Annotated in this window: 23 protein-coding genes and 1 pseudogene; 15 read left to right on the top strand and 9 right to left on the bottom strand. The window is 63.0% G+C overall.

Going from position 1 to position 18,239, the window contains the following annotated elements; genetic code table 11:
• Nucleotides 1–573: 573 nt before the first annotated feature.
• The 4 genes from LB553_RS07420 to LB553_RS07405 form a co-directional block, all read right to left on the bottom strand.
• Complete coding sequence (locus LB553_RS07420; protein WP_224511974.1) at nt 574–855, bottom strand: hypothetical protein; 282 nt, start codon at nt 853–855, stop codon at nt 574–576.
• 75 nt (nt 856–930) lie between these two features.
• Entirely contained in the window at nt 931–1,533 is a 603-nt protein-coding gene (locus LB553_RS07415) for an ATP-dependent Clp protease proteolytic subunit (RefSeq protein ID WP_412033299.1), read from the bottom strand.
• Between the two features lie 26 nt (nt 1,534–1,559).
• Complete coding sequence (locus tag LB553_RS07410) at nt 1,560–2,036, bottom strand: SRPBCC family protein (protein WP_224511972.1); 477 nt, start codon at nt 2,034–2,036, stop codon at nt 1,560–1,562.
• Nucleotides 2,033–2,347, bottom strand: a complete 315-nt coding sequence (locus tag LB553_RS07405) for an ArsR/SmtB family transcription factor (protein WP_224511970.1) — start codon at nt 2,345–2,347, stop codon at nt 2,033–2,035. The genes LB553_RS07410 and LB553_RS07405 overlap by 4 nt, the downstream gene beginning before the upstream one ends.
• A gap of 236 nt (nt 2,348–2,583) precedes the next feature.
• On the opposite strand from LB553_RS07405, the gene LB553_RS07400 reads away from it, so the two are divergent.
• From LB553_RS07400 to LB553_RS07390, 3 genes are read left to right on the top strand one after another with little or no spacing between them, the layout of a single operon-like run.
• Complete coding sequence (locus tag LB553_RS07400; RefSeq protein ID WP_224511968.1) at nt 2,584–3,105, top strand: single-stranded DNA-binding protein; 522 nt, start codon at nt 2,584–2,586, stop codon at nt 3,103–3,105.
• A 33-nt stretch (nt 3,106–3,138) separates the two neighbouring features.
• The gene (locus LB553_RS07395) at nt 3,139–3,534 is read left to right on the top strand and encodes a DUF2306 domain-containing protein (RefSeq protein WP_224511966.1); all 396 of its coding nucleotides are present in this window, start codon (nt 3,139–3,141) and stop codon (nt 3,532–3,534) included.
• Nucleotides 3,535–3,562: 28 nt separating this feature from the next.
• Nucleotides 3,563–3,988 (top strand): OsmC family protein, encoded by a 426-nt coding sequence (locus LB553_RS07390; protein WP_224511964.1) that lies wholly within the window; start codon nt 3,563–3,565, stop codon nt 3,986–3,988.
• Between the two features lie 84 nt (nt 3,989–4,072).
• Here the strand turns inward: LB553_RS07390 and LB553_RS07385 are convergent, their stop codons facing one another.
• The 3 genes and pseudogenes from LB553_RS07385 to LB553_RS07375 form a co-directional block, all read right to left on the bottom strand.
• Entirely contained in the window at nt 4,073–4,702 is a 630-nt protein-coding gene (locus tag LB553_RS07385; protein WP_224511961.1) for a MarC family protein, read from the bottom strand.
• Between the two features lie 92 nt (nt 4,703–4,794).
• Nucleotides 4,795–5,171, bottom strand: a pseudogene (locus tag LB553_RS07380) (VOC family protein).
• A gap of 32 nt (nt 5,172–5,203) precedes the next feature.
• Nucleotides 5,204–5,734: a hypothetical protein gene (locus LB553_RS07375; RefSeq protein WP_224511960.1), complete on the bottom strand. Its 531-nt coding sequence runs from the start codon at nt 5,732–5,734 to the stop codon at nt 5,204–5,206.
• A gap of 85 nt (nt 5,735–5,819) precedes the next feature.
• Here LB553_RS07375 and LB553_RS07370 point away from each other — a divergent pair, with 85 nt between their 5' ends.
• Complete coding sequence (locus LB553_RS07370; protein ID WP_224511958.1) at nt 5,820–6,650, top strand: helix-turn-helix transcriptional regulator; 831 nt, start codon at nt 5,820–5,822, stop codon at nt 6,648–6,650.
• Between the two features lie 163 nt (nt 6,651–6,813).
• On the top strand, nt 6,814–9,600 hold the full coding sequence (gene gyrA / locus LB553_RS07365) for a DNA gyrase subunit A (protein ID WP_224511956.1): 2,787 nt from the start codon (nt 6,814–6,816) through the stop codon (nt 9,598–9,600).
• Between the two features lie 51 nt (nt 9,601–9,651).
• On the opposite strand, the gene LB553_RS07360 is transcribed toward gyrA, so the two are convergent.
• Nucleotides 9,652–9,804: a hypothetical protein gene (locus tag LB553_RS07360; protein WP_095765297.1), complete on the bottom strand. Its 153-nt coding sequence runs from the start codon at nt 9,802–9,804 to the stop codon at nt 9,652–9,654.
• Nucleotides 9,805–10,095: 291 nt separating this feature from the next.
• Here LB553_RS07360 and coaD point away from each other — a divergent pair, with 291 nt between their 5' ends.
• From coaD to tgt, 7 genes are all read left to right on the top strand, one after another.
• Nucleotides 10,096–10,596, top strand: coding sequence for a pantetheine-phosphate adenylyltransferase (gene coaD / locus LB553_RS07355; RefSeq protein ID WP_224511954.1), 501 nt, complete (start codon nt 10,096–10,098; stop codon nt 10,594–10,596).
• A gap of 78 nt (nt 10,597–10,674) precedes the next feature.
• On the top strand, nt 10,675–11,205 hold the full coding sequence (locus LB553_RS07350) for a peptidylprolyl isomerase (protein ID WP_224512277.1): 531 nt from the start codon (nt 10,675–10,677) through the stop codon (nt 11,203–11,205).
• Between the two features lie 30 nt (nt 11,206–11,235).
• Entirely contained in the window at nt 11,236–11,748 is a 513-nt protein-coding gene (locus LB553_RS07345) for a peptidylprolyl isomerase (protein ID WP_224511951.1), read from the top strand.
• A 10-nt stretch (nt 11,749–11,758) separates the two neighbouring features.
• On the top strand, nt 11,759–12,208 hold the full coding sequence (locus tag LB553_RS07340) for a DMT family transporter (protein ID WP_224511950.1): 450 nt from the start codon (nt 11,759–11,761) through the stop codon (nt 12,206–12,208).
• Nucleotides 12,208–13,293 (top strand): tRNA preQ1(34) S-adenosylmethionine ribosyltransferase-isomerase QueA, encoded by a 1,086-nt coding sequence (gene queA / locus LB553_RS07335; RefSeq protein WP_224511949.1) that lies wholly within the window; start codon nt 12,208–12,210, stop codon nt 13,291–13,293. The genes LB553_RS07340 and queA overlap by 1 nt, the downstream gene beginning before the upstream one ends.
• Nucleotides 13,286–13,555 carry a hypothetical protein gene (locus LB553_RS07330; RefSeq protein WP_224511948.1) on the top strand — a complete coding sequence of 90 codons (270 nt, stop codon included), beginning with the start codon at nt 13,286–13,288 and terminating at the stop codon, nt 13,553–13,555. Before queA ends, LB553_RS07330 begins: the two co-directional genes overlap by 8 nt.
• Nucleotides 13,548–14,678 (top strand): tRNA guanosine(34) transglycosylase Tgt, encoded by a 1,131-nt coding sequence (tgt, locus tag LB553_RS07325; protein WP_224511947.1) that lies wholly within the window; start codon nt 13,548–13,550, stop codon nt 14,676–14,678. Before LB553_RS07330 ends, tgt begins: the two co-directional genes overlap by 8 nt.
• 61 nt (nt 14,679–14,739) lie before the next feature.
• On the opposite strand, the gene LB553_RS07320 is transcribed toward tgt, so the two are convergent.
• Nucleotides 14,740–15,159, bottom strand: a complete 420-nt coding sequence (locus LB553_RS07320) for a DUF4864 domain-containing protein (RefSeq protein WP_224511946.1) — start codon at nt 15,157–15,159, stop codon at nt 14,740–14,742.
• Between the two features lie 211 nt (nt 15,160–15,370).
• Here LB553_RS07320 and LB553_RS07315 point away from each other — a divergent pair, with 211 nt between their 5' ends.
• From LB553_RS07315 to LB553_RS07305, 3 genes are all read left to right on the top strand, one after another.
• Nucleotides 15,371–15,607, top strand: a complete 237-nt coding sequence (locus tag LB553_RS07315) for an Lrp/AsnC ligand binding domain-containing protein (RefSeq protein WP_040995065.1) — start codon at nt 15,371–15,373, stop codon at nt 15,605–15,607.
• A 169-nt stretch (nt 15,608–15,776) separates the two neighbouring features.
• Complete coding sequence (locus LB553_RS07310) at nt 15,777–17,189, top strand: circularly permuted type 2 ATP-grasp protein (protein WP_224511945.1); 1,413 nt, start codon at nt 15,777–15,779, stop codon at nt 17,187–17,189.
• 88 nt (nt 17,190–17,277) lie between these two features.
• Nucleotides 17,278–18,219 carry an alpha-E domain-containing protein gene (locus tag LB553_RS07305; RefSeq protein ID WP_224511944.1) on the top strand — a complete coding sequence of 314 codons (942 nt, stop codon included), beginning with the start codon at nt 17,278–17,280 and terminating at the stop codon, nt 18,217–18,219.
• The last annotated feature ends 20 nt before the right edge of the window (nt 18,220–18,239 follow it).

The following is an 18,239-nucleotide window of genomic DNA, read 5'->3' as shown; positions in this document are numbered from 1 at the left end:
CCGTGGAACGGTCGCCCGAAATTTTGTGGAGACACGTGCCGCCGATGCCGCCTCGTTCCGCGGAGCCACCCGACTTACCCGTACGTAACCTCCAGGCGATCACATTTTTCGGTAACCGGCTATTCAACTGTTGACGCCGGTGACTCACGGGAGCAGTCTCAAATCGTCAACGAAGCCGGCCGTCTTTCGATGGCCTCGCCGCGCAACTGGCGGCCTGCGAGACGCCGCAGGCGATAGCGATTAGCGCTTCGAACGACATTGTCGCAACGGACATAAGGAGCGGAGCATGACGCCACCGGACAGTCCCTTGAGGCTCCACACCGAGATGGAGCCGCGGCGGGCATAAGTGCCAGGGCAGACTTGAAACGCCGGCCCGACAAACCGTGCCCTGCCGATTCCCTACAATCAGAGACGATAGTCGGATCGTCGGCGGAACGCCGCGTTGCATCCGAAACAGAACGCCGGCAGTCCATTCCCGGCTAAAGTTGGATTTCAGATCCATGAAGCCCCATCCGTCTGCACAGCAGGGATGGGGCTAACATTTTGTGGTGTTCGCGTGTGACCCGCTCGGGATCAGTGGTTCGGGATCCGAGCGCCGCCCGTCGCCATGTCCATCGTTATGCTGCCGCCGATCCTGACATCGGTGTTGCCGATCTTGAAGGAACCGTCGCTGCCGGCCGGCAGCGCGTCATCGGGTTCCGGCTGCGGCGCCGGCTTGGCGATGCGGTAGTCGCCGCTGACGCCAGGCAGTTTCTGCGCCGAACCGTCGTCGGCAAGCGCAGCGCCGGCCGTCAGCATGCCGGCAAGCGCGGCGAGGGCGGCGCATAGATGTCTGGGCTGAACGGACCTGATCATGCGCGGACTATAGGGAGGCGGCTAGAGCAATGCCAGACGCGCGGCGATCAATTTGCCGCGCGCCTGCCCGCAACGTCAGGCCGCTTTCTTGCGCGTGTCGTAGACGTGGTCGACGAGGCCCCATTCCTTGGCTTCCGCGGCGCTCATGAAATAGTCGCGGTCGAGCGTGCGCTCGACTTCATCATAGGTCCGGCCGCAGTGCTTGGCGTAGAGCTCTGTCATATGCTGCTTGGTGCGCACGATGTCCTCGGCGTGGCGCTGAATGTCCGAGGCCTGGCCCTGGAAGCCGCCGAGCGGCTGGTGCAGCACGATCCTGGTGTTGGGCAACGCGATGCGACGCCCCGGTTCGCCGGCCATCAACAGGAAGGAGCCCATCGAGGCGGCAAAGCCCATGCAGACCGTCGAAACCGGGCAGGAGATGTATTGCATCGTGTCGTAGATGGCGAAGCCGCTGGTCACCATGCCGCCCGGCGAGTTGATGTAAAGCGAGATCTCCTTGTCGGGATGGTCCGATTCCAGCGACAGGAGCTGTGCGCAGACCAGCGCCGAGACGTTGTCGTTGATCTCGCCATTGATGAAGACGATGCGCTCGCGCAGCAGCCGCGAAAAGATGTCGAAGGAGCGTTCGCCGCGGCTCGACTGCTCGATGACCATAGGCACCAGATTGGCAATGCTCATGACTGTTTTCCTCGGTCCTCTCTTGATCAGGCCGCGCGCAGCATCATGCAGGGCGCGTTGGCGGCGGTCGGATTCCTGCGCGCGTCGAGCGAAAGCCCGCAACCGGCGCCGGAAACAGCGACGAGAGGCTGCGTGGCCGGCACGAAACCGTCATGCACGATGCGTAGATGCGTGCCGCCCGAGGCGGTGCCGGCGAGCGTGAAAGTGACGATGCTGTCAAAGGCGGGAAGCTGGTCCGCATCTTTCGCGCCGGGCCCCTCGCGCCAGGAATAGCGCAGCAGCCTGCCCGGCTCGGCCTCGAGCACCTCGCATTCGATCGGCGCATGCGGTCCGGCAAAGGCGAAGCGCGCGCCGGCTTGCGCCTCGATGTCGTTCGGCATCATCCAGGCGGCGAGCAACTCCGGCTCGGTCAGCGCCCGCCAGACTTTTTCCGGCGGATCTGGAAGGTCGCATTCGAAGCTGAGCGGCGCTTCGTTGACCGTCGGGTTTTCGATAGCCGTCATTGGTCCATTCCTTTCAGAACCGTCTTCAACTTCTCGATGCGTTCCGGCCAGAAGGCGCGGTAGCGTTCGATCCAGCCGAGCAGCGGGTCGAGCCCTTGCGGATCGGCACGGTAATAGGCATTGCGGCCGGCGCGCCGCTCGACCACCAAGCCGGCGCCGCGCAGCACGGCGAGGTGCTGCGAGACCGCCGGCTGCGACACGCTCATACCGGCGCGCAGCTCGGTCACGCTCATCTCGCTGGCGGTCAGCCGCTCGTAGACGGCGCGACGGGTAGGGTCGGCAAGCGCACGAAAAATCTCTGCTTCGATCATGGATAAAGCATAAGTCGATACTTATTGGTTTGGCAAGCCTCTATTTGATCGCCATATAGAGGTGCATGTTCAAACCCCGCCTTTGCTGACATTTCTTGACAGAAAGGGTGATCAAGAATAGAACGAAAAGAGAACGAAAAACCTTGTGGGAAAAGCCGGCCTTTGCGGGCGGCGGCGGCCCGAAGGCTGTAAGGTGAGCGACTTGAATTCGTTTCGGATGAGCGCGGAGAAGTAAGATGGCGGGTAGCGTCAACAAGGTCATTCTGGTGGGCAATCTCGGGGCGGACCCTGAAATCCGCCGCCTGAATTCCGGCGATCCGGTCGTCAACATCCGCATTGCCACGTCGGAAAGCTGGCGCGACAAGAACACCGGCGAGCGCAAGGACAAGACCGAGTGGCACAATGTCGTCATCTTCAACGATCAGCTCGCCAAGGTGGCCGAGCAGTATCTGAAGAAGGGCATGAAGGTCTATGTCGAGGGCCAGCTGCAGACCCGCAAATGGCAGGACCAGACCGGCAACGACCGCTACACGACCGAAATCGTCCTGCAGAAATTCCGTGGCGAATTGCAGATGCTCGACGCGCGTGGCGAGGGCGGCGGCGGCCAGGTCGGCAATTATTCCGGCGGCGGCAGCCGCGGTTCGGATTTCGGCCAGTCCGGTCCGAATGAAGGTCTCAGCCGCGGTGGTGGTGGCGGCCCCAGGGGCGGCGGCGGTGGCGGCTCGTCGCGCGAGCTGGACGACGAGATCCCGTTCTAACCGCTTCGAAACGGGCATTTGAGGGAAGGCGCGATGTCGCTCGGACCGCTCCTGTCGGCGCCGCCTCCCATTCCATGGCATGCCTTTGCGGCCTTCGCCGCCCTCGCTATCGGCGGCGCCCAACTGGCGTTGCCGAAGGGTACTGCGCGTCACCGCGCGCTGGGTTATGCCTGGGTGGCGCTGATGCTGGTCGCGATATCGAGCTTCTGGATCCAGCAGATCCGGCTCATCGGTCTGTTCAGCCCGATCCATCTTTTGTCGATCCTGGTGCTGGTCACGGTACCGCTGGCGGCATGGTATGCGCACGCGCATAAGGTCGCCGCGCGTCGCGGCGCCATGATCAAGCTCTATCTGTTCGCGCTGGTCGGCGCCGGCATCTTCACGCTGTTGCCTGGCCGGATCATGCATGCGGTCGTGTTCGGTCAGTAGGCGACGGAACCTCGTAAGGAAGATCAAGGTGAAAGCACGCATCAAATGGGTCGAGGAACGCACCTTTGTCGGCGAGTCCGGCAGCGGCCATAAGGTCGTGCTGGGCACGGCGCACGGGCCGGACGGCAAGACGCCTGGACCGAGCCCGATGGAGCTGGTGCTGATCGGTACCGGCGGCTGCTCGGCCTATGACGTCGTCCACATCCTCGAGAAAGGCCGGGAGGCGGTCGAGGATTGCGTGGTCGAGCTCGACGCCGACCGGGCCGAGACCGACCCGAAAGTGTTCACCCGCATCCACATGCATTTCATCGTCAAGGGCCGCGCGCTGTCGCACGACAAGGTAAGAAGGGCGATCGATCTGTCGATCGAGAAATATTGCTCGGCGTCAGCCATGATGGCCAAGACAGCGACGATTACCCACGATTTCGAGGTGGTCGAGACGGCGGTCAAGTAGGGCAGTAGGGCAGTAGGGCAGTAGGGCAGTAGGGCAGTAGGGCAGTAGGGCAGTAGGGCAGTAGGTGGGCTGCCTCGCAGCCGGTCAGGCCGCCATCAGCGCCCGAACGCCGTCGGCCACGAACTGGACTGCCAACGCCGCCAGGATGACGCCCAGCAGCCTGGTCAGGATCGAGCGGCCGGTCTGGCCGAGGATGCGGTCGATGCGTTCCGACAGCACGAACACCAGATAAGTGATGACCAGGCAGATGAAGATGATGCCGACCAGCGCTGCCTGGGCGGCAAAGCCCTCGAAATGTCCTGATAAAAGCACCGTCGCCGAAATCGCGCCGGGGCCGGCGATCAGCGGGATCGCCAGCGGGAAGGCGGCGATGTTGTGGATCATGTCCTTGGTGATGGCGACGTCGCCGATCTTCTCTTTGCGGTCTTGTCGGCGCTCGAACACCATTTCGAAGGCGATGAAGAACAAGAGGAAGCCACCGGCCACCCGGAAGGCCGGCAGCGTGATGCCGAACACCGACAGGATCGCGGCGCCGGCAAGTGCAAACAGCGCCATGACCAGGAAGCCGATCACCGAGGCGCGCACCGAAACCTGCTGACGCTCCTCGCGGTTCATGCCGCGCGTCACGGCGAGAAAGAGCGGCGCCAATCCCGGCGGGTCGATGGTCACCAGAATGGTGACGAAGGCGTTGAACAGGCTGTCGAAACTCGGCATCGCTGGTCCCCTCCCGCCGGGCGAGGCCCAGGCCCCGCAATTGGTAGAACAAAGCCCGAGCGGTGGAAACAGGCGGGAGGTAATTCAGTCGGCTATTCGGCATGGCTGCAATAGGCTTCCAGCCGGTAACCGTCCGGATCGACAACGAAGGCGGCATAGTAATTGTCGCCATATGCCGCGCGCAGTCCGGGCTGGCCGTTGTCCGTGCCGCCCTCACGCAATGCCGCCGCATGGAAGGCGTCGACGCTGGCGCGGGTCGGCGCCGAAAAGCAGAAATGCAGGCCGGAGTCTGCGTCGGCCGGTACCGGCCGCCCGGCATCGTTCACCCTAAGCTGGACTGCGTCACCACCGTAACCGAGTGAACCGGGCGACTGGCTGAGCAGGAATAGCCGAGCGGTTTCAGCGCAGCGTCGTAGAAGCGTTTCGAAGTGCCGGCGTCACGGACGCCGATCGAGACATGGTCAAGCATTGTTTCCTCCATGATTGCAAATGGTTGGTTGCTCAGGCTGGAGTCGTGCGGCGAGCCAAAAACTCGACCTCCATGCGCCAGGTTGCACCGCCATCATGCGAGCGCTCGCCCAGCCAACGGAACGAGTTTTCGGTGATCTGCGAGAAGCTCCAGCGTACAGACGCGCCCGTGCCGTCGGCGCCGACCTGGACGATGGTGTCATCCTCGGCGCGGCCGAGCTGCCGGCTGTAATACTGGTTGCGCGGGTCGCTCCAGAAGATGTGCCAGGCGTCGGCGCCGGGATCGTAAACGCGCAATGTCGTGCCGTAGAAGGTCCATGGCCCGAGCGCCGGGGAGGGACCTGCGTCGCGGGCGGGCAGGATCCAGACGTCCTGCACGGCCCTGCCTTCCAGAACCCAGCCGAAATGCACCTCGCCGCGACCTGTAAGCCTGGTCCCATCCTCGAGAATGCGCGTGGCGTCGAACGTCCAGGCGCCGATGAAGCGGCCATAGAGTTTCAGCTTTTCGGCAAGGTCCGGTTTTGGACCGTCGCTGTGCAGGGCCTCGGCAAAGGGGTCGGTCATTGTTGCTGCCTCGTTTGTCAGGAGAGGGCTAGCAATAGGGGCATGACAGGGTTCGTCGCTTGGGAAAAATTGCTATCTTTCGGGCATGACGACAGCGCAGAAAACTCTGGCTTCCGGGCATGGTTGGCAGGTGTCCGACGTGGTGTGCACGGCCGTGGCCGGCGACAAGCCATTCGAGGAAGAGCATCGCAGCTTTTGCGTTGCCGCAGTGACCAGGGGCACGTTCCGCTATCGCACGCGCCAAGGCACGACGATGCTGGCGCCAGGCGCCATCCTGCTCGGCAATCCCGGCGCCTGCTATGAATGCGGGCATGAGCATGGCGCCGGCGACCGCTGCCTCTCGTTTCATTTTACCCCAGCCTATATGGAGCGGGTCGTGGCCGATGTGCCGGGCGCGAAACGGCTCGGCTTTGCCGATCCGCGCCTGCCGCCCTTGCCGGCGCTGACGCCTCTGCTCGCCGAGGCGGAGGCGGCGCGGGAGACAGGCGACAGCGACGCGTTCGAGGAACTCGGCCTGCGCATCGCCGGCGCGGTCGCCGCGGCTGCGGCCGGATCTGCCGCCGCGACCCGAACGCCCAGCCGCCGCGACCAGAAACGGGTTGCCGAAGCGGTGCGGCTGATCGAACTCAATGCCGAGCGGCCGCTTTCGCTGACCGAGCTTGCCGACGGCACGGCGACCAGTCCGTATCATTTCCTGCGCATTTTCCGGCAGGTGGCCGGCTTGACGCCCTACCAGTTTCTGCTCAGGACCAGACTGCACCGCGCCGCAGTGCGGTTGCGCTGCTCGGACGCGACGATCTCGACGATCGCTTTCGACGAGGGCTTCAACGACCTGTCGACCTTCAACCGTCGGTTCCGGCGCGAGATGGGGGAGGCCCCCGGCGCGTATCGCGCCAGACGGACCAGAGGGCGCTGAGGCCAGCCGAAGCGAAACCGAGCTTGGCCATATCGTCGCAATCAGCGATATCCATTTGAAATTGCCGCCGAAATCGTCTTTGGAAAAGTGCCTCCGCCATTGGAGTTTCAGTCCCGCATCCTATATAAGTGGTGAGTGATTCCCGACTGGACTGTGACCTGATTTGACCGACCAGAAGACACCGCGCGGGCCGGATGGCGGCCCCACCGGCATCGAGCCGATTTCGATCATCGAGGAGATGCAGCGCTCCTATCTCGATTACGCCATGAGCGTGATCGTCAGCCGCGCGCTGCCCGACGTGCGCGACGGCCTGAAGCCGGTGCACCGGCGCATCCTCTATGCCATGCAGGAAGGCGGTTACCACTGGAACCGCAAGCATGTGAAATCGTCGCGCATCGTCGGCGACGTGATGGGTAAATACCATCCGCATGGTGACGCCTCGATCTATGACGCCCTGGTTCGCATGGCGCAGGACTGGTCGCTGCGCGTGCCGCTGATCGACGGGCAGGGCAATTTCGGCTCGATCGACGCCGACCCGCCTGCGGCCATGCGCTACACCGAGTCGCGGCTCACCAAGGTCGCGCACGAGCTTCTGGGGGATATCGACAAGGAAACGGTCGATTTTCAGGACAATTATGACGGCGCCGAACAAGAGCCTAAGGTACTGCCTGCGCGTTTCCCGAACCTTCTAGTCAACGGTTCGGGTGGCATCGCCGTCGGCATGGCCACCAACATTCCGCCGCACAACCTGGCCGAAGTGTGCAACGGAGCGATGGCGATCATCGACAATCCAGCCATCGACCTGCCGGCACTGATGGAGATCGTGCCCGGCCCGGATTTCCCGACGGGCGGCATCGTCCTTGGCCGGTCCGGCATATACAGCGCTTATTCCAGCGGCCGCGGCTCGATCGTCATGCGTGGTCGCGTCGAGATCGAAAAGCGCGGAAACGACCGTGAATCCATCGTCGTCACCGAAATACCCTATCAGGTGAACAAGGCGGCGATGATAGAGAAGATGGCCGAACTGGTGCGCGAAAAGCGCATCGAGGGCATTTCCGACATCCGCGACGAGAGCGATCGTCAGGGCTATCGCGTCGTCATCGAACTGAAGCGCGAGGCCGTCGCCGACGTCATCCTCAACCAGCTTTACCGCTTCACGCCGCTGCAGACCTCGTTCGGCGCCAACATGGTGGCGCTCAACGGCGGTAAGCCGGAAGTGATGACGCTGATCGACATGCTGAAAGCCTTCGTCGGTTTCCGCGAGGAGGTGATCAGCCGCCGCACGAAATACCTGCTGCGCAAGGCGCGCGAGCGGGCCCATGTCCTTGTTGGCCTTGCGATTGCCGTCGCCAACATAGACGAGGTAATCAAGCTGATCCGCACCGCGCCCGACCCGCAGACGGCGCGCGAGCAATTGATGGAGCGGCGCTGGCCCTCGCACGACGTCGCGCCGCTGATCAAGCTGATCGACGATCCGCGCCACCGCATCAACGAGGACGGCACCTACAATCTCTCCGAGGAACAGGCGCGTGCCATCCTCGACCTGCGCCTGCAACGCCTGACCGCCCTCGGCCGCGACGAGATCGCCGACGAGTTGAACAAGATCGGCGCCGAGATTGTTGATTTCCTTGATATTTTGTCGTCGCGCGCGCGTATCCAGCAGATCGTCAAGGACGAGCTGATCGCGGTCCGCGACGAATTCGGCACGCCGCGCCGCACCGAACTCTCCGACGGCGGTGCGGACATGGAAGACGAGGACCTGATCCAGCGCGAGGACATGGTCGTCACCGTCAGCCATTCCGGCTACATCAAGCGCGTGCCGCTCTCGCTCTACCGGGCGCAGCGGCGCGGCGGCAAGGGCCGCTCCGGCATGTCGACCAAGGAAGAGGATTTCGTCACCCGGCTGTTCGTGGCCAACACGCACACGCCGGTGCTGTTCTTCTCCTCGCGCGGCATCGTCTACAAGGAGAAGGTCTGGCGGCTGCCGATCGGCAATCCGCAATCGCGCGGCAAGGCGTTGATCAACATGCTGCCGCTCGAGCAGGGCGAGCGCATCACCACCATCATGCCGCTGCCCGAGGATGAGACCAGCTGGGGCGAGCTGGACGTGATGTTCGCGACGACGCGCGGCACCGTTCGCCGCAACAAGCTGTCCGACTTCGTCCAGGTCAATCGCAACGGCAAGATCGCCATGAAGCTGGAGGAAGAGGGCGACGAGATCCTCGGCGTGGAGACCTGCACCGACAATGACGACGTGCTCCTGACGGCGAATTCCGGCCAGTGCATCCGCTTTCGGGTTTCCGACGTGCGCGTCTTCCAGAGCCGCAATTCCGTCGGCGTGCGCGGCATAACCATGGCCGAGACCGACCGCATTATCTCGATGTCGATCATCGAGAACGTCGATGCATCCCCCGCCGAGCGCGCAGCTTACCTGAAGCGTGCCGCGGCGGAGCGCAGGCTTGCCGCCGGCGGAGCCGGCGAGGAAGAGGAGATCGCGCTCACCAACGAGGAGGTCGGCGAGGAGGCCGAGCTTTCCGAGGAGCGCTATGAGTTCCTCAAGGCGCATGAAAAGCTTGTGCTGACGGTGACCGAATATGGATACGGCAAGCGCTCGTCGTCCTACGACTTCCGCCTGACGGGGCGCGGCGGCAAGGGTATCCGCGCCACCGACGTGTCGAAAACGGCCGAGATCGGCCGGCTGGTCGCGACCTTCCCGGTCGGCAATGACGATCAGATCATGCTGGTTTCGGACGGCGGCACGGTCATCCGGGTACCGGTCAACGGCATACGCTTCGCCAGCCGGGCCACCAAGGGCGTGACGATCTTCAACACGGCCGAAGGCGAGAAAGTTGTGTCGGTGGAGCGGATTTCGGAGCCGCAGTCGGATGAGGAGGTCGAAGACGTGGCTTCGAGCGAGACTGGCACCGACGAGGTCGGCGAAGGCGAGTAGGTTCCGTCCAGGCTTCACCGGCCCTCAGGGCCGGTGCGAAGATAGCGGTGATTAGTGGCGGCGGTAGACGTTGCGATGAGCGAACCCATCGAGCCGCTTGGTATTGGCCTTGACGCGCACTCGAGCTGCTTCCTGATGCAACCCGAACGCAGTCGCGATCAGCATCACGATGGTCATTGCAGTGGCAAGCATGTAGATCAGCATTTGCGTGTTCTCCTGGGCTTACAACGATGACATGGGGATTTGGTTTCATCCCTTGAAGCGGCAACCTAGTGAACGCTGAGTGAAACGTTCGTGATTGCCGCGATCATCTGTCGTTCATCGGCGCGAGAAGGTTCACGGTCGCGCAATCGACAGGATTTGCCTTTGTTGGAGAGGCTCGCTAAAGCGTTTCACGGTTTCAAGGAAACGGCGAACCGCTCCATGTTTTTGTTTTGCGCAATTCCGGACGGAAAACCGCTCACACTTTTCCCGGAATTGCTCTAGAAGCCTGCCATGACCGAACGCACCGCCCTCTATGCCGGCTCCTTCGACCCGCTGACCAACGGCCATCTTGACGTGCTGAAAGCCTCGCTGGCGGTGGCCGACACCGTCTACGCCGCGATCGGCATCCATCCAGGCAAGAAGCCCTTGTTTTCCTTCGAGGAACGCGTGGAACTGATCGAGGCGGCAACCAAGAACGAGTTCGGCCGCGACGGCGGTCGCATCAAGGTCGTTTCCTTCGATGGGCTGGTCATAGATGCGGCCCGCAAGCACGGCGCCTCGATCATGATCCGGGGTCTGCGCGACGGCACCGACCTCGACTATGAAATGCAGATGGCCGGCATGAACGAGACGATGGCGCCGGAACTGCAGACGGTTTTTCTGCCGGCGAGCCCCTCGGTGCGCACCATTACCGCCACACTCGTGCGCCAGATTGCCTCGATGGGCGGCGACATCCGCCCATTCGTGCCAGCGGCCGTCGCCGGCGCGCTCAACGCCAAGTTCACCAAATAGGCTTTCCCGGAGATCCCTATGCAGCTGAAGAAGCTCGCTTCGTTCCTTGTCGTGCTTGCCGGCCTTTTCGCGGCATCCATGCCGGCCGTCGCCGCCGATAAGGAAAACACCATGATCATCACGCTGAAAGATGGCGACGTGACCATCGCTTTGCGCCCCGATCTGGCGCCCAAGCATGTCGCACAGATCAAGAAGCTGGTGCGTGACGGCGCCTATGACAATGTCGCCTTCCACCGCGTCATCGACGGCTTCATGGCGCAGACCGGCGACGTCAAGTTCGGCAACATGAAGAAGGGTTTCAACCCGCAAGCCGTCGGCACCGGCGGTTCGGATCTTCCCGACCTGCCGGCCGAGTTCTCGCAGAGCGAGCAGTTCACGCGTGGCGTGGTGGGCATGGCCCGCTCGCAGGACCCGAATTCGGCGAACTCGCAATTCTTCATCATGTTCGCGCCGGCGCCGAACCTCGACGGCCAGTACACTATCGTCGGCAAGGTGGTCGGCGGCATGGACCTCGTCGACAAGATCAAGAAGGGCGACGAGGCCGACAACGGCACGGTCCCCGACCCCGACCGCATGATCAAGGTCCGCATCGCCGCCGATAGCAAGTAACTCCCTCAATTTTCAAAAGGATTTTCCGACATGGCTGAGATCAAGGACCGCGAGAACGCGCTGATCATGGAAACGACCAAGGGCCCGGTCGTCATCGAGATGTACCCTGAATTGGCGCCCGGGCACGTCGCCCGCATCAAGGAGTTGGCGCGCGAAGGCGCCTATGACGGCGTGGTGTTCCATCGCGTCATCGACGGCTTCATGGCGCAGACTGGCGACGTCAAGTTCGGCAATTCCTCGAAGCCCACCTATGCGCCGACGCGCGCTGGCATGGGCGGCTCCGACAAGCCGGACCTCAAGGCCGAGTTCTCCAACGCCAATCACGGCCGCGGCGCCTGCTCGATGGCTAGAGCCCAGAACCCGAACTCGGCGAATTCGCAGTTCTTCATCTGCTTCGACGACGCCGCCTTCCTCAACCGCCAGTACACGGTGTGGGGCCAGGTCATCGAAGGCATGGAGAATGTCGACAAGATCAAGCGCGGCGAGCCGGTGCAGGATCCCGACAAGATCGTGTCGCTGAAGGTCGCGGCCGACGTCAAGTAAGGGCGGAACGATGATGGGCGCTGTCTGGTCCCTGCTTGGCATCCTGTCCGGCGCCTTCATCGCCATCCAGGCGCCGATCAATTCGCAATTGGCGAAGGGCCTCGGCCTTCCGGTCGCGGCCGCCGCATTCTCCTTCCTTTCCGGCGCCATCGTGCTCGGCATCATCGCCGTCGCGGTGGTGAAGCTGCAGGGCATCTCGCTCGACTGGAAAGCGCCGGCGCCCTGGCTGTTCGTTGCCGGCGGCATGCTCGGCGGCTTCTATGTGACGCTGTCGACGATCCTGACGCCGCGTATCGGCGCGGCAGCGCTCATGGCCTTCCTGGTCGCCGGCCAGCTGATCGCCGGCATGCTGATCGACCGCGCCGGCTTCCTTGGCGTGGCGGTGCGCGAAATCTCGTTTGGCCGCGTCGCCGGCGCCGTGCTCTTGCTTGCCGGGGCGCTGCTCATCCGGCTCTACTGATGCGCGTCGACCTGTTCGACTTCGACCTGCCGGAGGAGCGCATCGCGCTTCGCCCGGCGGAGCCGCGTGACAGCGCCCGGCTGCTTGTCGTCAAACCGGGCGAACCATTGCAGGACCGTGTCGTCTCCGATCTGCCGTCGCTGCTTCGCGAAGGCGACGTGCTGGTGTTCAACGACACCAAGGTTATTCCGGCGCAGCTCAAGGGCATGCGCAAGCGCGGCGAGGCGGTGGCGCAGGTCGAGGCGACGCTGCATATGCGGGTGGCGCCGGACCGCTGGCAGGCCTTCATGCGGCCGGGAAAACGCATCGCCGCCGGCGACCGTATCCATTTCGGCCATGATCAGAATTCCTGCTTCCTCGGCCAGCTCGACGCCACGGTGCTCGAAAAGGGCGAGGGGGGCGAGGCGCTGCTCGGCTTCGATCTTTCCGGGCCGTTCCTCGACGAGGCGCTGCACGCTGTCGGCCATATTCCGCTGCCGCCCTATATCGCCTCGAAGCGCGATGACGACGAGCGCGACCGCGCCGATTACCAGACCATCTATGCCAGGGAAGAGGGCGCGGTCGCTGCCCCAACCGCCGGCCTGCATTTCACGCCGGAGCTGTTCGCCGCGCTCGACGTTAGGGGCGTCGAGCGCCGCTTCGTCACGCTGCATGTCGGCGCCGGCACCTTCCTGCCGGTGAAAGCGGACGACACGGCCGATCACAAGATGCATGCCGAGACCGGTTCGGTGAGCCCGGAAACGGCGGGGGCGCTCAACACGGCCAAGGCGCGGGGAGGGCGGATCGTGTGCGTCGGCACGACGTCGCTGCGGCTCTTGGAGAGCGCGGCGCGCGCGGACGGCAGGATCGAGCCTTGGTCCGGACCCACCGACATCTTCATCACGCCCGGCTATCGCTTCCGCACGGCCGATATGCTGATGACCAATTTCCATCTGCCGCGCTCGACGCTGTTCATGCTGGTCTCGGCCTTCAGCGGGCTCGAGACGATGCGTGCCGCCTATGCGCATGCCGTCGAGAACCGCTACAGGTTCTATTCCTATGGCGACGCCAGCCTGCTTTACCGAGCGGAGACGAGCGATGGATGATGATCTCGAGAAAATGGACCGCGATACGCTGATCGCGGAGGTGAAGAAGCTGCGTGCCGGCATCCGCGCGCATCGCGACACGACCGGGCATGATCTGTGCTGGCATCATCCCGATCTCTGGGACCTTTTGCCGGAAAAGACCGAGCCGTCGATCGCCGTGCCGCCATGGCCGAAATTCATGCGCGGCTGCATCCGCTACCGGCAGTCGCTCGACGAGCAGGCGCCCGGGGCGCCGGTGCACGACAAGGAATTCAATGGCTAAGACTTTTTCCTTCAAGGTGCTTGCTAACGATGGTAAGGCCAGGCGCGGCCTCGTCTCGATGCCACGCGGCGAGATCCGCACGCCTGCCTTCATGCCGGTCGGTACCGGCGGCACGGTCAAGACCATGTATATGGATCAGGTGCGCGGCCTCGGCGCCGACATCATCCTTGGCAACACCTACCATCTGATGCTGCGGCCGGGCGCCGAGCGCGTGGCCAGACTCGGCGGCCTGCATGAGTTCGCGCGCTGGCCATATCCGATCCTGACCGACAGCGGCGGCTTCCAGGTCATGTCGCTGTCGAAGCTCAGGAAACTGACCGAACAGGGCGTCACCTTCCGCTCGCATATCGACGGCGCAGCTTACGAAATGTCACCGGAACGGTCGATCGAGATCCAGGGACTGCTCGATTCCGATATCCAGATGCAACTCGACGAGTGCACGGCACTTCCGGCAAAGCCCAAGGAGATCGAGCGCGCCATGGAATTGTCGCTGCGCTGGGCCGAGCGCTGCAAGACGGCGTTCGGCGACCAGCCGGGCAAGGCGATGTTCGGCATCGTCCAGGGCGGCGACAGCGCGCCGCTGCGCGTGCGTTCGGCGCAGGCGCTGAAGGCGATGGATCTGAAGGGCTATGCCGTCGGCGGGCTGGCGGTCGGCGAGCCGCAATCGGTGATGCTTGAGATGCTCGACATCACCTGCCCGGAGCTGCCGGCCGACAGACCGCGCTACCTGATGGGCGTCGGCACACCGGACGATATATTGAAATCGGTGGCGCGCGGCATCGACATGTTTGACTGTGTGATGCCGACGCGCGCCGGCCGCCACGGCCTTGCCTACACGCGCCGCGGCAAGGTCAATCTCAGGAATGCCCGCCATGCCGACGATCCGCGGCCGCTCGACGAGGAAAGCGATTGCCCGGCCGCGCGCGATTATTCGCGCGCCTATCTGCATCACCTGGTGCGCTCGCAGGAAGCGCTCGGCGCCATGCTGCTGACCTGGAACAATCTGTCCTACTATCAGAAGCTGATGCAGGACATCCGGGCAGCCATCGAGGCGCAAGCCTTCGAAGCGCGCGCCGCCGAGATCACCGAAGGTTGGATCCGGGGCGATATTCCGGCGCTTTGACGCCGCATTTGTTTTGACGCAATTGCGGACGCAAAATCGCTTCGCATTTTCCCGATATTGCTCAGGTGCTGACCGAGGTCGCAGCGCGCAGGCTGCAGCCGGTGATCTTGAAACTGCCGTCCGCCTGCCGCTGCAGCGTATAGACCGCCTCATAATCCTTGCCGTCGGGCCCGACGATCAGCATCTGCTGGACGATCGAACCGGGCGCGGTCTCCTCCACCTTGCCGAAGGAATAGGATCGGGGCTTGCGCACCGGCGCGTAGCCATTCGTCACCATGTTCATGAAGGTGTCGACGCTCGGAAAGATCTGCTTCACGTTCGGCGCGGCGAAGCTGTAGGCGGTGGCGCCGTCATCGGCGATGAAGGCTTTCAACTGGCTGTCGATGACCGTCTGCGCGGCCTTGATCTCGGCGTCGCCGGCGAAAGCAAGCGAGCCTATCAACATCAGAACAAGTGCTAGTGCGAACAATGCGCGGCGCATGGCCTGCCTCCCGGAATTCGCTTGGCGAACGATTCTAACACACGCGTCGCGGCATGGCGTGGTTTCATCGGGTTGCGAAGATTTCGCCATTTCGGCGTGGGGAAGCGGGATCAGGTGCTCTTCGAGGTGCGCGGCGCGTGAAGCTTGAAAGCCGGGCAGCAGTCTGCCACAAGGGCCGCTTATTCATGAAGCAGGCTGGCAGGACCGGGCAATGAAGGCATTTTTCGTGCAGATCAAGTGCGACCTGGGCAAGTCCTATGAGGTCGCCAGCGCGCTCGCCGATGCCGAGATCGCCTCCGAGATCTACTCGACCGCGGGCAATTACGACCTGCTTGCCAAATTCTATATCGACGACGAGGAAGACGTCGGCCATTTCGTCAACGAGCGGGTGCAGATTCTGCCTGGAATCAAGGACACCTTCACCATCGTGACCTTCCGGGCGTTCTGACCGGGCCTGTCTGTGCCCCTCCGGGAAGCAGGAGCTGACCCGGCCTTGCTGTCCATGCCTTGATTTTAGGCAATTTGCATAGAGTGGCCGTCACGGCTTCCTAAATCACCGATTGCGCTTGATTTTCTCCGGCGGGGCCAGTGAAATGACCTCAGAGGGGAGTACGCGATTGGCAGCGTTCGACGAAATGCTTCCGGAAGTCTCCGGATTGAGAAGACCATATGAGGCTTACGATCGCTGGCTGAAGGAGCAGGACCCGGCCAGGCTTACCCAGAAGATGCAGGATGCCGAGCGCGTCTTCCGCAAGACCGGCATCACCTTTGCCGTCTATGGCGAGCAGGAAGCGTCCGAGCGGCTGATCCCTTTCGACATTGTCCCGCGCATCCTCTCTGGCCAGGAATGGCGCCGGCTGACGCAAGGCATCGAGCAGCGCGTGCAGGCGCTGAACGCCTTTCTCGATGACATCTACCACCGCCAGGAGATCCTGCGCGCCGGGCGCGTACCCAAGGATCTGATCGCCAGGAACGAGGCCTTCCTGCCCGAGATGATCGGGGTCAGGCCGCCGGCCGGCGTCTACACCCACATTATCGGCGTCGATATCGTCCGCATCTCGGAGAACGAGTTCTACGTGCTGGAGGACAATGCCCGCACGCCGTCGGGCGTCTCCTACATGCTGGAGAACCGTGAGACGATGATGCAGCTCTTTCCGGAGCTGTTCCAGAAAATCAAGGTTCGGCCGGTCGAGAATTATCCGCAACTCCTACGCCAGTCGCTGGCCGCGGTCAGGCCGCAAAGCGCAAAGGGCACGCCGACCATCGCGGTGCTGACGCCGGGTTCCTACAACTCGGCCTATTTCGAACATGCGTTCCTTGCCGACCAGATGGGCGTGCAACTCGTGGAAGGGCAGGATCTGCGCGTCGTCGACGGCCATGTCGCGATGCGAACCACGGAAGGCTACAAGCAGATCGACGTGCTCTACCGGCGCGTCGACGACAACTTCCTCGATCCGCTGACCTTCCGGCCGGATTCCGCGCTTGGCGTGCCGGGCATCATGGATGTCTACCGCGCCGGCAACATCACGATCGCCAATGCGCCTGGCACCGGCATCGCCGACGACAAGGCGATCTATTCCTACATGCCAGAGATCGTCGAGTTCTACACCGGCCGCAAGGCGATCCTCGGCAACATCCCGACCTGGCGCTGCTCGGAGCCGGACAGCCTGAAATATGTGCTCGAGCACATCGGCGAGCTGGTGATCAAGGAAGTGCACGGCTCGGGCGGCTACGGGATGCTGGTCGGCCCGGCGGCGACCAAGAAGGAATGTGAGGCGTTCGCCAAGAAGCTGCAGGCGAAGCCCTCGAACTATATCGCCCAGCCGACGCTGGCGCTGTCGACCTGCCCGATCCTGACCGAAAAGGGCCTGTCGCCGCGCCATGTCGACCTTCGGCCTTATGTGCTGGTTTCGGATCGTATCCAGATTGTGCCGGGCGGTTTGACACGCGTCGCGCTCAAGGAGGGGTCCCTGGTGGTCAATTCCTCACAAGGCGGCGGGACGAAAGACACCTGGGTGTTGGATGACTGAGGCGAGCAGGGGGACGCAACAATTATGAAACGTATTCTTCCCTGTTCGCTATTCGCTACTCCCTATTCGCTAGCCCTAGGGGCCTGACATGCTTCTTGGCCGCACCGCCAACGGTCTCTACTGGATGAACCGCTATATCGAGCGGGCCGAAAACATGGCGCGCCTGGTCGATGCCGGCTTGCGCATGGCGCTGACGCGCACCCAGGATGCATCCGAAGAGTGGAACTCGGTGCTGCTCAGCGCCGGTTCGGATATCGCCTTCAGCCAGAAATACCAGGACTACACCGCCGCAAACGTCTCGGATTTCCTGCTGCGCGACACCTCGAACCCGTCGAGCACGATGTCGTCGATCGAGACAGCGCGCAACAATGCCCGCATGGTGCGCACGGCGCTGACGCGCGAGACTTGGGAAAGCATCAACGAAGCCTGGATGTCGCTCAAGCGCATGCTGGCGAGGCCCGTCGATGAACGCGACCTGCCGACGGTGCTCGATGCCATCAAGCGCGAGACGGCGCTGATCCGCGGTTCGTTCTACGGCACGATGCTGCGCAACGAGATTTTCGATTTCTCGCAGCTCGGCACCTATGTCGAACGCGCCGACAACACGGCGCGCATCCTCGACGTGAAATATTATGTGCTCCTACCTTCGCTGTCCTGGGTCGGCTCGACGCTGGACAACTACCAGTGGGAGTCGATCCTGCGCTCGGTGTCGGCGCACCGCTCCTACCGCTGGGTTTATGAAGCCGACTATAAGCCGACCAATATCGCCGATTATCTGATCCTCAATGTGCGCATGCCGCGCTCGCTGACCTTCTGCTACCGCTTCCTCGGCGAGCATTTGAAATTCCTCGCCGACGATTACGGCGAGCGCCATGCCTGCCATGCTACGGCCGAGAAGATCCAGGCGATGCTCAGGAAGGGCTCGATCAAAGACATATTCGATCACGGCCTGCACGAGTTCCTGCACGAGTTCATTCGCGACAACACCAGGCTGGGCGACGAGATCGCCCAGGACTACCGGTTCTATTGAGTACAGCCGAGGGCGAACGC

The organism is Mesorhizobium sp. CA8, assembly GCF_020164955.1.
Lineage (GTDB): Bacteria > Pseudomonadota > Alphaproteobacteria > Rhizobiales > Rhizobiaceae > Mesorhizobium.
Note: the sequence above shows the minus strand (reverse complement) of the source record. Positions and strands in the feature narration are given on the sequence as shown.